This is a genomic window from Acidiphilium cryptum JF-5, from assembly GCF_000016725.1.
GTDB classification, from domain to species: Bacteria; Pseudomonadota; Alphaproteobacteria; order Acetobacterales; family Acetobacteraceae; genus Acidiphilium; species Acidiphilium multivorum.
The window spans coordinates 2,059,596-2,073,826 of the sequence record NC_009484.1; the positions used below are offsets into that span (position 1 = coordinate 2,059,596).

At 70.7% G+C, this 14,231-nt stretch carries 15 protein-coding genes; 7 read left to right on the forward strand and 8 right to left on the reverse strand.

All coding sequences use genetic code 11. The annotated features are described in order from the left end of the window. Positions 1 to 285: 285 nt before the first annotated feature. A complete protein-coding gene (bioD, locus tag ACRY_RS11795) occupies positions 286 to 957 on the reverse strand; it encodes a dethiobiotin synthase (protein ID WP_007423276.1) in 672 nt (223 codons plus the stop codon). Next, positions 954 to 2,099: an 8-amino-7-oxononanoate synthase gene (bioF, locus tag ACRY_RS11800; protein ID WP_012039683.1), complete on the reverse strand. Its 1,146-nt coding sequence runs from the start codon at positions 2,097 to 2,099 to the stop codon at positions 954 to 956. Before bioF ends, bioD begins: the two co-directional genes overlap by 4 nt. 87 nt (positions 2,100 to 2,186) lie before the next feature. Here bioF and bioB point away from each other — a divergent pair, with 87 nt between their 5' ends. Both bioB and ACRY_RS11810 read left to right on the forward strand, forming a co-directional pair. After that, positions 2,187 to 3,164, forward strand: coding sequence for a biotin synthase BioB (gene bioB / locus ACRY_RS11805; RefSeq protein WP_012039684.1), 978 nt, complete (start codon positions 2,187 to 2,189; stop codon positions 3,162 to 3,164). Next, entirely contained in the window at positions 3,161 to 4,417 is a 1,257-nt protein-coding gene (locus ACRY_RS11810; RefSeq protein WP_012039685.1) for an adenosylmethionine--8-amino-7-oxononanoate transaminase, read from the forward strand. The genes bioB and ACRY_RS11810 overlap by 4 nt, the downstream gene beginning before the upstream one ends. A 20-nt stretch (positions 4,418 to 4,437) precedes the next feature. Here ACRY_RS11810 and ACRY_RS11815 read toward each other — a convergent pair whose 3' ends face one another. From ACRY_RS11815 to ACRY_RS11840, 6 genes are all read right to left on the reverse strand, one after another. Further along, positions 4,438 to 5,010: a hypothetical protein gene (locus ACRY_RS11815; RefSeq protein ID WP_012039686.1), complete on the reverse strand. Its 573-nt coding sequence runs from the start codon at positions 5,008 to 5,010 to the stop codon at positions 4,438 to 4,440. A 130-nt stretch (positions 5,011 to 5,140) separates the two neighbouring features. Next, positions 5,141 to 5,836 carry a VIT1/CCC1 transporter family protein gene (locus ACRY_RS11820; protein WP_007423721.1) on the reverse strand — a complete coding sequence of 232 codons (696 nt, stop codon included), beginning with the start codon at positions 5,834 to 5,836 and terminating at the stop codon, positions 5,141 to 5,143. A gap of 175 nt (positions 5,837 to 6,011) precedes the next feature. Then, positions 6,012 to 6,824: a PEP-CTERM sorting domain-containing protein gene (locus tag ACRY_RS11825; RefSeq protein ID WP_012039687.1), complete on the reverse strand. Its 813-nt coding sequence runs from the start codon at positions 6,822 to 6,824 to the stop codon at positions 6,012 to 6,014. Positions 6,825 to 7,100: 276 nt separating this feature from the next. Next, complete coding sequence (locus ACRY_RS11830; RefSeq protein WP_012039688.1) at positions 7,101 to 7,718, reverse strand: cytochrome b; 618 nt, start codon at positions 7,716 to 7,718, stop codon at positions 7,101 to 7,103. Positions 7,719 to 7,799: 81 nt separating this feature from the next. After that, complete coding sequence (locus ACRY_RS11835; protein ID WP_012039689.1) at positions 7,800 to 9,176, reverse strand: glutamate--cysteine ligase; 1,377 nt, start codon at positions 9,174 to 9,176, stop codon at positions 7,800 to 7,802. A 15-nt stretch (positions 9,177 to 9,191) separates the two neighbouring features. After that, on the reverse strand, positions 9,192 to 9,908 hold the full coding sequence (locus ACRY_RS11840; RefSeq protein ID WP_012039690.1) for a 16S rRNA (uracil(1498)-N(3))-methyltransferase: 717 nt from the start codon (positions 9,906 to 9,908) through the stop codon (positions 9,192 to 9,194). Here ACRY_RS11840 and ubiA point away from each other — a divergent pair. From ubiA to sdhA, 5 genes are all read left to right on the forward strand, one after another. After that, a complete protein-coding gene (gene ubiA, locus ACRY_RS11845; RefSeq protein WP_007422565.1) occupies positions 9,907 to 10,824 on the forward strand; it encodes a 4-hydroxybenzoate octaprenyltransferase in 918 nt (305 codons plus the stop codon). The two genes, ACRY_RS11840 and ubiA, sit on opposite strands and share 2 nt — an antisense overlap. Continuing rightward, a complete protein-coding gene (locus ACRY_RS11850) occupies positions 10,821 to 11,465 on the forward strand; it encodes a class I SAM-dependent methyltransferase (protein ID WP_012039692.1) in 645 nt (214 codons plus the stop codon). The genes ubiA and ACRY_RS11850 overlap by 4 nt, the downstream gene beginning before the upstream one ends. A 90-nt stretch (positions 11,466 to 11,555) precedes the next feature. Then, a complete protein-coding gene (gene sdhC / locus ACRY_RS11855) occupies positions 11,556 to 11,987 on the forward strand; it encodes a succinate dehydrogenase, cytochrome b556 subunit (RefSeq protein ID WP_012039693.1) in 432 nt (143 codons plus the stop codon). 23 nt (positions 11,988 to 12,010) lie between these two features. Next, the gene (sdhD, locus tag ACRY_RS11860; protein ID WP_007422568.1) at positions 12,011 to 12,388 is read left to right on the forward strand and encodes a succinate dehydrogenase, hydrophobic membrane anchor protein; all 378 of its coding nucleotides are present in this window, start codon (positions 12,011 to 12,013) and stop codon (positions 12,386 to 12,388) included. Positions 12,389 to 12,413: 25 nt separating this feature from the next. Beyond that, the gene (gene sdhA / locus ACRY_RS11865) at positions 12,414 to 14,225 is read left to right on the forward strand and encodes a succinate dehydrogenase flavoprotein subunit (RefSeq protein ID WP_012039694.1); all 1,812 of its coding nucleotides are present in this window, start codon (positions 12,414 to 12,416) and stop codon (positions 14,223 to 14,225) included. Positions 14,226 to 14,231 lie beyond the last annotated feature (6 nt).

A 14,231-nucleotide genomic window follows, 5' to 3' on the forward strand; every position in this document is an offset into this window, starting at 1 on the left:
TTTTCTGACCATTGGATTTGTTTCCCCTAGTGTTTGTGAATTTTCCGGACCGATCCGGGCCTGAAGCCACTTCCGTCGCGGTCACGGCCCGCCGTGTCACGCCGGCGCCGGGCGAACCCGTGGGCCGCGCGGGAACGAGACCAGAACAGAAGCCACTCAGCCTGCCGCCTGCAAGGGCAATCGGGCACAAGAGCGCGCATCCGTCGGTCTCCCCATGCAGATTTTCAATAACCGGTATATAGGATTTCGGGGGGTGTCAACACGCCGTTCGTATCATCCGGCGACTCAGCGGCGGGCGGCCTCGTCGAGCCAGGCGTGCCAGTCCGGCGTATCGTCGATGAAGACCGGCGGCGGGGTGGCGCCGAGATGCCGCAGCAGCGACTCCCGCGTGCGCTCGACCGGCACCGGCAGCGGCTCCATCGGGTTGATCACGACCGCGGCAATCGCGATCCCGCGCGCGCGCAGCGCCTCGACGGCGCAGAGCGTGTGGCTGATCGTGCCGAGATAGCCGCCGGCGACCAGCACGACCTCGATGCCGAGGGCGGCGATCCAGTCGCGCACGGTGTGCGTTTCATCCAGCGGCACCATCGCGCCGCCGACGCCCTCGACCAGCATGGGGCCGGCCGCGCCGACGATCTCGGCCTGGCAGAAGGCGACGAGGTCGTCGAACGGAATGCGCCGCCCGCTGCGCGCCGCCGCCATGTCCGGCGAGATCGGGTCGGGAAACCGCCAGGGGCAGATGGTGGCGACCGCCTCGTCGTTCACCATCGAACTGCCCATCGCCCGCAGCAGGATACCGGCATCGCTCGACGCGGAGAGCGCGGGCTGGTAGCCGCTGGCGACCGGCTTGAGCGCCCGCGCGGGAACGTCGCCGGCCCGCCAGTGGCGGATCATGCCGGCGGCGACATGCGTCTTGCCGATCTCGGTGCCGGATGCGGTGATGAAGAAATGGCTCATGCGGTCACCAGGATTCTGTCGTGGACGAGTTGGGCCAGACGGTCGATGTCATCTGGGGCGTGGCAGGCGGTGAAGGCGAAGCGGAGCCGCGCCGTGCCCTCGGGCACCGTGGGCGGGCGGATGGCGGCGACCAGAAAGCCCGCCGCCTCCAGCACGGCCTGCGCCGCGAGGGCGCGCTCGGCGGTGCCGAGCAGGAGCGGCACGATCGGGCTTTCGGCCGGTGGCAGGCCCAGGGCGGCGCAGAAGCGGCGGGCATGGGCGAGCGGGGCGGCGCACATTGCGGGGTCGGTCGCGATCAGGTCGAGGGCTGCGATCGAGGCGCCGACCACCGCCGGCGGCAGGCCGGTGGTGTAGACGAAGCTGCGGGCACGGTTGCGGATCAGCTCGCACACCACGTGCGAGGCGCAGAGATAGCCGCCATAGCTGCCCACCGCCTTGGACAGCGTGCCCATCTGCAACGGCACGTCATGGCCGTGGGCCGAGCCGCGCCCTTCGTTGATGACGCCGATGCCGTGCGCATCGTCCGTCATCAGCCAGGCGTCATGCGCCTTGGCCAAGGCGAGCATCTCGCCGACGGGCGCGAGGTCGCCATCCATGGAGAAGACGCCGTCGGTCACCACCATCGCGTGGCGGGCGGCTTGGCGATGGGCGGCGAGGAGTTCGGCGAGATGCGCGAGGTCGTTGTGGCGGAAGACGTGGAGCGCGGCGCCGGACAGGCGGGCGCCGGCCCAGATGCAGGCATGGGCGAGCTCGTCGACGAAGATCGCATCCTCCCGCGCCATCAGCGCCGGGATGATGCCGGTATTGGCGAGGAAGCCCGAGCCGAACACCACGGCGTCTTCCGTCTGTTTCAGCGCGGCGAGGCGCGCCTCGAGCGCGCAATAGAGCGGATGGTCGCCGGTGACGAGGCGGGAGGCGCCGGCGCCGGCGCCGTGGCGGCGGGCGGCGTCGATCGCGGCGTCGATCACCGCCGGGTGGGTGGAGAGGTTGAGATAGTCGTTGCAGGAGAACGAGATCAGCCGCTGCCCGTCGCGCTCCAGCACCGCGCCGGGGGCGCGGGCGGTCGGGCGCAGGCGGCGGCGGAGGGCGCCGGCCTCGAGGCGGGCGAGCTTGTCGGTCGCGAACTGGTCGAGCGTGGTCATCCTGTCTCAATCTGCCGCAAAAGCTTCACGAACGCGGATGCAGCGTTTATCACCGGTTCGACCCCTTGGGGCAAATCGGAGCTTGCCATGTCCATCGCACTCGATTCTTCCACCGCCACCGCCGCTGCCGCGCCGTCCCCGACGCGGGCGCGCATCGCCGCCCTGCTGGCGCTGCCGCTGCCCGAGCTGATCTTCCAGGCGCAGACGGTGCACCGGCAGCATTTCGACCCGACCCAGGTGCAGATTTCCACCCTGCTCTCGATCAAGACCGGCGGCTGCCCGGAGGATTGCGGCTATTGCCCGCAAAGCGCGGAATTCGACGTGGGGGTGAAGGCCTCGAAGCTGATGGACATCGCCCCGGTGCTGGAAGCGGCGCGGCGGGCGAAGGAGGCCGGGGCGCAGCGCTTCTGCATGGGGGCGGCCTGGCGCTCACCCAAGGATCACGATCTCGACCGGGTGGCGGCGATGGTCGAGGGGGTGAAGGCGCTGGGGATGGAAACCTGCGTCACCCTCGGGATGCTGCGGCCGGACCAGGCGGCGCGGCTGAAATCGGCCGGGCTCGACTATTACAACCACAATCTCGACACCTCGCCGGAATTCTACGGCAGCATCATCACCACCCGCACCTACCAGGACCGGCTGGATACGCTGGCGGCGGTGCGGGATGCGGGGATCAATATCTGCTGCGGCGGGATCATCGGGATGGGCGAGGATCTCGACGACCGGGCCGGGCTGCTGGCGACGCTCGCCGATCTCGACCCGCCGCCGGAGAGCGTGCCGATCAACGCGCTGGTCGCGGTGAAGGGCACGAAGCTTGGCGAGAGCGCGCCGATCGACCCGATCGATTTCGTCCGCACCATCGCGGCGGCGCGGATTTCCATGCCGAGATCCTGGGTGCGGCTGTCGGCCGGGCGGGAGGCGCTGAGCGACGAGGCGCAGGCGCTGTGCTTCCTCGCCGGGGCGAACTCGATTTTCTATGGCGACACGCTGCTGACCACGGCGAACCCCGCGGTCGCGCGCGACAATGCGCTGTTCGACAGGCTCGGGATGACGAAGCTTTCGTGAGCGACTGGCTGGAGCGCGGCTGGCGGCATGTCTGGCTGCCCTATGCGCAGATGCAGACCGCGCCGCTGCCGCTGCCGGCGGTACGGACGGAGGGATCAAGGATCCATCTGGCCGACGGACGGGTGCTGATCGACGGCGTCGCCTCCTGGTGGACGGCGTGCCATGGCTACAATCATCCGCATATCCGTGAGGCTGTCGCGGCCCAGCTCGATTCGATGCCGCATGTGATGTTCGGCGGGCTGGCGCACGAGCCGGCCTATCGGCTGGCGACGCGGCTGGCCGGGATGATGCCGGACGGGCTGGAGCGGGTGTTCTTCACCGATTCCGGCTCGGTCGCGGTGGAGGTGGCGATGAAGGTCGCGGTGCAGGCGCGGCTCAATCGCGGCGAGCGCGGGCGGCACAAATTCCTTGCCTTCCGCGACGGGTATCATGGCGACACGCTGGCGACGATGGCGGTGTGCGACCCCGAGGAAGGGATGCACGCGCTGTTCGCCGGGCTGTTGCAGGAGCATGTGATCGCCCCCCTGCCCCGGGATGCGGAGTCGGAGCAGGTTTTCATGGCGCTGCTGGAGCGGCACGCCGGGGAGCTCGCGGGGATCATCGTCGAGCCGCTGGTGCAGGGGGCGGGCGGCATGGTGTTTCACGACGACGCCGTGCTGCGGCGGCTGCGGGCGGCGGCGGACCAATACGGGCTGACGCTGATTTTCGACGAGATCTTCACCGGGTTCGGGCGGACGGGAACGATGTTCGCCTTCGAGCAGGCGGGCGTCGTGCCGGATATCGTCACGTTGTCGAAGGCGCTGACGGGCGGCACCTCGCCGCTGGCGGCGACGGTGGTGCATCGCGACCTGTACGAGGCGTTTCTCGGCGAGGACCCGATGAAGGCGCTGATGCACGGGCCGACCTTCATGGCCAATCCGCTGGGCTGCGCCGCGGCGAATGCCTCGCTCGACCTGTTCGAGACCGAGGACCGGCTGGGGCAGGCCAGGCAAATCGAGGCCTGGCTGCGCGAGGGGCTGGAACCGTGCCGGGGGCTGCCCGGCGTGGTCGATGTGCGGGTGAAGGGGGCGATCGGCGTGGTGCAGCTGGGGCGGATCAAGAATCCGGTGGGGTTGCGGGAGCGGTTCGTCGCGCGCGGGGCGTGGATCCGGCCGTTCCGCGACATCGTCTATCTCACCCCGGCGCTGACCATCGCGCAGGATGAACTGGCGCGCCTGACCGGGGCGATCAGGGACGTTCTGGCAGAAGGCTGAATGTAAGCGCCGCCCCGGCGTTATCCGGACGGGCGGAGGGCGACGGCAAGCGGGGCAGATGGCGCGGCCCGATCCGGCGCCGGCGCGGAAGAGTGGTTGCAGAGCCGCTGCGAGGGCGTTCCGCTGGCGGGTTCGGGGCGGCGGAGCAAAATCGGTTGCGGGGCCAGCGCGGCCGGCAGCGGAATCCTGAGCAGGTGGCAGAGCGGGCGGACGGCGCGGCCGAAGCGCGGGTCGGCGGCGAGGATCGCCGCCATTTCGGGCTGGTTCAGCAGATGCGCGAGCTGGGAGGCATAGCCGCGGATTTCGAATCCGCCGGCGGCGGCGAGGCCGCGGCGGCGCGGCAGGGCGGACGGCGCGCGCGGACGCGGCGCCGATCGGCGGGGCGCCTGCCGGCGCGGCGGGTGCAGCGTGCCGGCCTCCAGCCGGGCGGCGAGGTCGGCGATGCGGCCGACGAGGCGGGCGATGCGGAGCGCGATCGCCGCGGCGAGGTCGCGATCCGGCCCGAAGGCGCCGCGCCGCCCGGCCCGGGCGATGGCGCCGTACAGCGCATCGACGATCCGCAGGAAGGTGACGATGACGCCGCGTGTCTCCATGCGCGCAGGAGACCATGACGGGCGGGGGGTGGGCAAGAATTCCGTTAGGAAATCTTTACGCGGTCCGGGAGGATCGGAACATGAACTGGTGTTCCGCTCCCGAACGCCGATGGCGTTCGGGAGCGGAAAACTAGACGGTGGCGCCGAACAGGTGGCCGATCAGCGTGGTGGCGGCCATGGCGAGCGCCCCCCAGAAGGCGACGCGCAGGGCGGGTTTGAGCATCGGCGCGCCGCCGGCGCGGCCGCCGACGGCGCCGAGCACGGCGAGGAAGACGAGGGCGCCGAGGCCGATTCCGGCGGAGAGCACGGGCTTCGGCAGGGTGGCGGCGAGGATGAGCGGGGCGGCGGCGCCGACGGCGAAGGTGGCGGCGGAGGCCATGGCGGCCTGGATCGGGTTGGCGGCGGTGAATTCGGTGAGGCCGAGCTCGTCGCGGGCATGGGCGCCGAGCGCGTCATGCGCCATGAGCTGGGTGGCGACGGCGCCGGCGAGAGCGGGGTCGAGGCCACGGGCGACGTAGATCGCGGCGAGTTCGGCGTGCTCGGAGGCCGGGCTTTCGGCGAGTTCGGCGCGTTCCTTGGCCAGGGCGGCGGTTTCGGTATCGGCCTGGGAGCTGACCGAGACGTATTCGCCGGCGGCCATCGCCATCGCTCCGGCGACGAGGCCGGCGACGCCGGCGACCAGCGCATCGTGCCGGACGCCGCTCGCGGAGATCACGCCGAGGATGAGGCTGGCGGTGGAGATGATGCCGTCATTGGCGCCGAGCACGGCGGCGCGGAGCCAGCCGGTGCGGCCGAGAAGGTGAAATTCAGGATGGGGAAGATGCATTTTTGCTCCGTCGCCGCAGCGGCCATGATGTGCGCCGTATCATAGGCCGGCGGGCGGGCGGGCCAAGCTGGCCATGCGGGGCGGGGCGTCGGCGGCGAACGGCTTGGCGCGGTCGCCGGCCGGGATGCGGGCCGGGGAGGAAGAAAACCCCCGGCGGTTGCCGGGGGCGGGTGGGTCAGGCGCGGCGCTTGCGGCGGGCGGCGAGGCCGAGGACGGCCAGGGCGGTGCCGAGCAGGGCCAGCGAGCCGGGCTCGGGGACCGGGGTTGACGGCTTGCCGTCGATATAGAGGGCGGCGCTATTGGCCGTGGCGCCGTAGGCCGTGCCGGACTGGCAGTTGCTGAGCGGGGTGCTGGCGAGGAAGGCGACGGCGTAGGAGTATTCCGGCAGGGCGGCGGTGAGGGTGAAGAGCGGCCCGTTGGTCGCCTGCGCCGCGGATTGGAGGGTCTGGCTGCCGAGATCGGCGACGTAGACGTCGTACCCGCCGGGAACGCTTTTGAACGCGGTGATCTTGTTCTTCGGCTTGGCCGACGCGTAACCGAGATAGGAGGTGAGATAGCCGCTCGTCCAGGCGAAGGGTTTGGCGAGCGTCGTCGTGACGGAGGAGGGCGTTCCCTTGGCGGCCTGCGTGATGCCGATCGTGGGGGCGGCGGAGGGCGGCGTCGTCTCCGGCGTCAGGAAGGCGAGGATGAGGTCGCCGGAGGTCGGGCCGCCGGAGGCCCAGAAGCCGAATTCCGGCGGGTTCGTCGTGGTGGGGGTGTTGATCCCGTTATCGGTGCAGGCGGGCGTGGAGCCGGCGCAGAAGCTGTGGAGCGTGCTGGTTTTGCTGCCCTGCTGCCCCCATTGCTGCCCCTGGCCCCAGTTCCAGCCATTTCCGTTGTGGGCCTGGGCGGTGCCGCCGGACGCGAGGAGCGCGAGGGCGGCGGCGCCGGCGAGCAGGGCGGTGGCGAGCGGTCTGGCGGGCCGGGACCGGGTCGAACTGGACATCATGGAATGCCGTCTCCTTGAGGCTGAAATCGTCACGTCGAATGGCGCGGCCGGTCGGATCCTGCCGGGAGGGCGAGGCCGTCACGCTGAATAAAAAATTAGAGGCAAATTTCGTGCCTGAAAATATTCCATAAATAATTCAGCATGTTATGAAATCGAGGCGAATGAGATGTAAAATTTTCCGACAGTCGTTGCCGTTTCATCATGGATGTCTTGCACGCCTAGATTGTCTTTTGATGACATTCCGCCCTCCGGTGCCGGACGCGGGCGATGCCACGATCAGTCGGCGCGGGTGGGGTGGATGCCGAGGCGGCGGAGCAGACGCTCGGTGTGGCGGGTCCAGGGGCGCGGGGCGCGGAGGCGGTCACCGATCAGGGGGAGCATGCGGTTCAGCGTGTCGTCGCGCAGGAGGGCGTGGTGGGCGATGGCGGCGAGGGCGTGCAGGCCGGCGAGGATGACCAGCGCGTCGGCGATGGTGCCGTGGATCGAGCCGGCGGCGCGCAGGAACGCGTGGAGCGGGGCGGGCATCGGCACGTCGAGCCGCCAGGCGAAGAGGCGGGAGCCGTGGCCGAGCGCGCGGGAGATGCCGGTGGCGACCGTCAGGGCGAGCAGGAGATAGAGCAGGACATGCGCGAGGCGGCCGATGGCTTCGAGCACGCCGGGCAGCCGGGGCGGCTTGTGGCCGAGGGTGAGGCGCCAGGCGAGGCGGAGGAGCAGGATCGCGGCGATGGCGAAGCCGGTCGCGATATGGACGGAGAGGACGAGGGCGCGGGCGTCGCCTTTCGGCAGGAAGCCGCGCCCCTCGGCAAGGGCCCAGTTCAGGCCGACCAGGATGGCGGTGAGCCAGTGGAAGGCGAGGCTGGCGCGGTCGTAGACGTGGCGGGAGGATGCGGTCATGCCGCGGGGTGTAGCGGAGCGGGGCCGCGCGTCAACGCAATCCGTGGTGAGGGCGTCGACGGCGGCCCGGGCCGGACAGGCTCAGAGGGCGGCTTCGGCGAAGATGCGCGTGGCGTCGCCGTGCCAGGCGCCGTGGTAGCGGCCGAGCCAGTGCTCGGCCTGGGTGGGCGCGCCATGGGCGATGGCTTCGAGGGGGGCGAGGTAGATGCGCTCGTCCTCGCCGGCCGCGTTGGTCCGCGCGCGGGATTTCAGCCCGTCCGCGGCGATGGCGAGGACGTCGCGCGCGAGGTCGCGCAGGGTGCCGGTGGGCAGCGCGATGTCGAGCCCGTGGCGGGGCACCTCATCGCGCAGGTGGACGATCTGCTCCCAGGAGAGGTCGCGGATCAGGGCGGAGGCGGCGTCGAGCGCCGCATCGTCGTAGAACAGGCCGGTCCAGAGGGCGGGCTGGGCGAGGAGCATGGCGGGATTGCCGGAATCGGCGCCGCGGGTCTCGATGAAGCGCTTGAGGCGGACATCGGGGAAGGTGGTGGTGGTGTGGTCGGCGAAGTCGCCGATCGTGGCGGGCTCGGCGGCGAGGCCCTCGAGCCGGCCGGCGATGAAGTCGCGGAAGGACTTGCCGGAGACGTCGATGTACCGCCCGTCGCGGTAGACGAAATACATCGGGATATCGAGCATGTAGTCGGCGTAGCGCTCGAAGCCGAAACCGTCCTCGAAGACCATGCGGGGGATGCCGGCGCGGGCGTTGTCGGTATCGAGCCAGGCATCGGCGCGGTTGGAGAGCAGGCCGTTCGGCCTGCCCTCGACGAAGGGGCCGTTGGCGAACAGGGCGGTGGCGAGCGGCTGCAGGGCGAGGCCGACGCGCATCTTCCGCACCATGTCGGCCTCGGAGGCGAAGTCGAGATTGGCCTGGACGGTGCAGGTGCGCAGCATCATGTCGAGCCCGCGGGTGCCGACCTTCTGCATGTAGGCGCGCATGATGGCGTAGCGGCCCTTGGGCATCCAGTCGAAATCGGCGCGGCGGGCCGTCGGGTGGAAGCCGAGCGGGGCGAAGCCGAGGCCGAGCGCCTCGCCGATGCGGTGGACGCGGGCGATATGGGCGTCGATCTCCCGCTTCGTCTCGTGGATCGAGGCGAGCGGGGCGCCGGAGAGCTCGAACTGGCCGCCGGGCTCGAGGGAGATCGAGAACCCCCTGCCCTTCAGGCCGATCGGGTTGCCGGCATCGAGGATGGGCTCGATGCCCTCGGCGGCGGCGACCGATTCGAGCACGGCGCGGATGCCGTCCGGCGCGTAGGGCGGCGGCGCGAAGTTGTCGCGGCGGAAGCCGAAGCTTTCGTGTTCGGTGCCGATGCGGAAATCGGCCGGCGGCTTGCAGCCGGCGGCAAACCAGTCGGCGAGTTGGCGCGCGGCGGGCTGCGCGGGATCGATCGGGGTGGCGTCGGCCTCTCCGGGGTTGGACAAAGCGGGCTCCTGAAATCAGCTGGGCGCGGACCCCGCGAGCAGACGCGCGAGCCCGGCGATGGCGGCGGTTTCGGCGCGCAGGATGCGCGGTCCGAGGGTTACCGGCGACACAAACGCATGGCGGGCCATGGCGTCAAGCTCCTCCGGCGCAAGGCCGCCTTCGGGGCCGACCAGGAGGGCGTGGGGTTGAAGCGGATCGGCCGGCGACAGGGGCGGGGCGGCGTGGCGCTCGGCGGCGACGAAGAGGCGGCGGGACGGCGGGAAGGCGGCGAGAAACGCCGCGAGCGGGGCCGGCTCGGCGATGTCGGGGATGGTCAGGCGCTCGGACTGTTCGGCGGCCTCGGTGGCGATGGCGGCGAGGCGGTCGGCGCGCAGGCGGGCGGGCTGGGTGCGGGCGGTGAGCACGGGCACGAGGCGGGAGACGCCGAGCTCGGTGGCCTTCTCGACGACGAGTTCGGTCATGTCGCGCCGGAGCGGGGCGAAGCAGAGCCAGCAATCGGGTTCGGGTTCGGGCGCGCGGGTGCGCGCGCCGAGGACGAGGGTGGCGGCGCGGCGGTCGAGCGCGCCGATCGTCGCGGCGAATTCGCCGGAACCGGCGTTGAAGACCAGCAGCGGATCGCCGGCGCGGCGGCGCATCACGGCGCCGAGGTAGTGCGCCTGGGCCGCGGATGTGGCAAGGGTCGCGCCGGGCGACAAGGGTGATGGAAGGTGCAGACGGATGAGCGAGGCCATGGCTGACCCTGTAGCAGGCGGGACAGGTTTTACCGATATCCGGGCCGGGGGATGGGTGGCGCGGCTGCCGGCGCGGCTCAGGCCCTTCGCGCTGCTGGCGCGGCTGGACCGGCCGATCGGCGTGTGGCTGCTGTTCCTGCCGGGGCTGTGGAGCATCCTGCTGGCGCGGGCGGGGGTGTGGACGACGCTCGGCCTGATCGCGCTGTTCGCCGTGGGCGCGGTGGTGATGCGGGCGGCGGGATGCGTGGTGAACGACCTGTGGGACCGCGAGCTGGACCGCAAGGTGGCGCGGACGGCGGGGCGGCCGCTGGCCTCGGGCGCGGTGTCGGTCCCGGCGGCGGTGGCCTTCCTGCTCCTGCTGCTGCTGGCGGGGCTGGTGATTCTGCTGATGCTGGGGCGGACGGCGCAGATCCTCGGCGTTGCCTCGCTGGTGCTGGTGGCGTTCTACCCGGCGGCGAAGCGGGTGACCTGGTGGCCGCAGGTGATGCTCGGCTTCACCTTCGGCTGGGGCGCGCCGCTGGGCTATGCCGCCGCGCACGGGGCGCTGGGCTGGCCGGTGCTGCCGCTCTATGCCGGGACGATCCTGTGGATCCTCGGCTATGACACGATCTACGCGCACCAGGACCGCGAGGACGACGCGCTGGCGGGCATCAAGTCCTCGGCACTCAGGCTCGGCGGGCGGACGCGGCTGTTCGTCGCGCTGTGGTATGCGGGGATGCTGGCGCTCATCGCCGCGGCGATGGCGGTGGCCGGGATCGGGCGGGACGGGCTGATCGCGCTCGCGCTGCCGGGCGCGCTGCTGGCCTGGCAGGTCGTGCGGCTCGATATCGACGATCCGGCGCGCTGCCTCGCGCTGTTCAAGCTCAACCGGTGGGTCGGGCTGCTGGTGGGGCTGGCGATCCTGATCGGGCGATGAGGGACGCGGCCGCGTTCATCCGCGCGAGCACGGCGTGGACGGCGCCGGCGCTGGTGCCGGAGATCGGGCTGCATCTCGCCACCGAGATCACGCCGATCTGGCAGGCGACCGAGGAATTCCTCGCCGAGAGCGGCATCGCCCCGCCCTACTGGGCGTTTGCCTGGCCGGGCTCGATCGCGCTGGCGCGGCATGTGCTGGACCACCCCGAGAGCGTGCGCGGCCGGCGGGTGATGGATTTCGCCGCCGGGTCGGGCCTGGCCGCGATCGCCGCGGCGAAGGCGGGGGCGGCGCGGGTGACGGCGGTGGAGATCGACCCGGTGGCGGGGGCGGCGATCGGGCTCAACGCGGCGGCGAACGGGGTCGCGGTCGAGATCGTGATCGGCGACGCGACTGGCACCGCGCCGGCGCAGGACCTCATTCTCTGCGGGGATGTCTGCTATGAGAAACCGATGACCGCGCATATCTGGCCGTGGCTGCAACGCTGCGCTGCGACGGCGGAGGTGTGGATCGCCGATCCGGGCCGCGCCTATGTGCCGCGCGCGGGGCTGGCGGAATTCGCCCGCCGCACGGTTCCGACCCTGCACGAACTCGAAAGCCGGAGCGCGCGGGAGACCGTGCTGTATCGGATCGCGGGCGCTTGACAGTGAATTGACCCTCGCCACCTCGGGGACTAAGCAGGTGCAGCATTTCAATTTCGTCATGAGACGACCGGCAGAAAGGTGGTGACGAGCATGCAGGATGTGCGCGAAGCGCTCATGCAGGGGCGCAACTCGACAGGCGGGACGGTCCGCCGGCCCTTGTCACCCCATCTGCAAGTCTATCGCCCCCAGATCACCTCGACCCTGTCGATCCTGCACCGGATCACCGGCGTCGCGCTGTCGGCCGGGGCGGTGCTGCTTTCGCTCTGGCTGGCGGCGGCGGCGACCTCGTCGGGCGCGTTCTCGGTGGCGCAGGCGATCGTCGGCTCGATTCTCGGGATGATCGTGCTGTTCGGCTTCACCTTCGCCCTGTTCTACCACTTCTGCAACGGCATCCGGCACCTGCTGTGGGATGCCGGGGTCGGCTTCGAGCTGCCGAGCGTGCATCGCTCCGGCGTGGCGGTGGTGGTGGCGGCCGGCGGGCTGACCGTGCTGGTCTGGCTGGTCGGGCTGGTGCTGCTGTGAGCGCGGCGGGGGGAGACAAGTCGATGAGGATCATGCGTTCGGCACTCGGCCGCGCCCGCGGCATGGGGGCCGCGAAATCGGGCGTGCATCACTGGTGGGCGCAGCGGCTGACCGCGCTGGCGCTGCTGCCGCTCGCGCTCTACGCCGTGCTGTCGGTGCTGCTGCTGGAGGGCGCGAGCCAGGCCGAGATGCTGCGCTACATGGCCGAGCCGTGGAACGGGGTGCTGTTCCTCGCCCTCGTGATCGCGCTGTTCTATCACCTGCAGCTGGGTTTGCAGGTGGTGATCGAGGACTACATCCGCTCCGAGGGCAAGCGGCTCGCGGTCATGCTCGCGATGCGGGCGACGGCCGGGTTCTTCGGGCTGCTGGCCATCATCTCGGTCCTGAAACTGTCCTTCTGATCCGCCGCCTGGGGAAATCACCGTCATGAACGCAATGTCGAAGCCGTCGCTCGGCGCCTACACGATCATCGACCATACCTATGACGTCATCGTCGTCGGGGCCGGCGGGTCCGGCCTGCGGGCGACGCTCGGCATGGGCCAGGCCGGGCTGAAGACCGCCTGCATCAGCAAGGTGTTCCCGACCCGCAGCCATACCGTGGCCGCGCAGGGCGGCATCGGCGCGGCACTCGGCAACATGGAGCCGGACGACTGGCGCTGGCACATGTACGACACGGTCAAGGGCTCGGACTGGCTCGGTGATCAGGACGCCATCGAATACATGTGCCGCGAGGCGATTCCGGCGATTCACGAGCTGGAGCATTTCGGCGTGCCGTTCAGCCGCACCGAGGACGGCAAGATCTACCAGCGGCCGTTCGGCGGGCACATGAAGGATTTCGGCCAGGCGCCGGTGCGCCGCGCCTGCGCCGCCGCCGACCGCACCGGCCACGCCATCCTGCACACGCTGTACCAGCAGAGCCTGAAGGCGGATGTGGAGTTCTTCGTCGAGTATTTCGCGACCGACCTCATCATGGACGACGAGGGCGCCTGCCGCGGGGTGATGGCCTGGTGCCTGGAGGACGGGACGATCCACCGCTTCCGCGCGCAGCTGGTGGTGCTGGCGACCGGCGGCTATGGCCGCGCCTATCTCTCCTGCACCTCGGCGCATACCTGCACCGGCGATGGCGGCGGCATGGCGCTGCGCGCCGGGCTGCCGATGCAGGACATGGAGTTCGTGCAGTTCCACCCGACGGGCATTTTCCCGGCCGGCTGCCTGATCACCGAGGGCGCGCGCGGCGAGGGCGGATACCTGACCAACGCCGAGGGCGAGCGCTTCATGGAGCGCTACGCGCCGACGGCGAAGGACCTCGCCTCGCGCGACGTGGTCTCGCGCTCGATGACGATCGAGATCATGGAAGGGCGCGGCTGCGGGCCGAACAAGGACCACATCCTGCTGCACCTCGAAGGGCTGAAGCCGGAGCAGCTGCATGAGCGGCTGCCGGGGATTTCGGAGACCGCGCGGGTGTTCGCGGGCGTCGACGTGACCAAGGCGCCGATCCCGGTGCTGCCGACCGTGCATTACAACATGGGCGGCATTCCGACGAACTATCGCGCCGAGGTGCTGCGGCCGACCAAGGACAATCCGGACGCGATCGTGCCGGGGCTGATGGCGGTGGGCGAGGCGGCGTGCGTTTCGGTGCACGGCGCGAACCGGCTCGGCACCAACTCGCTGCTCGACCTCGTGGTGTTCGGCCGGGCGGCGGCGCACCAGGCGGCCAAGGTGGTCACGCCGGGCGCGAGCCAGCCCGCCCTGCCCGCCCGCGCCGGCGAGGCCTCGCTCGACCGGCTGGACGCGACGCGCCACGCCAAGGGCGGCACCACCGTGGCCGCACTCCGCGACCAGATGCAGCGGACGATGCAGAACCACGCCGCGGTGTTCCGCAACTCCAAGACGCTGAAGGAAGGTGTCGCGAAGATGTCCGGCCTGTGGCAGGGGCTGAAGGACATCTCGGTGTCCGATCGCGGGCTGATCTGGAATTCCGACCTGATGGAGGCGCTCGAGCTGCACAACCTGATGGGCAACGCGATCACCACCATGGCCTCGGCCGAGGCGCGGCACGAGAGCCGCGGGGCGCACGCGCATGACGACTTCCCCGAGCGCGACGACGCCGAGTGGATGAAGCATTCGCTCGCCCATTGCACGGATGAAGGCGAGGTGGCGCTCGACTACCGCCCGGTGCGGATGCAGACGCTGACCAACGACGTTTCGGTGTTCCCGCCGAAGAAGCGCGTCTACTGAGAAAGG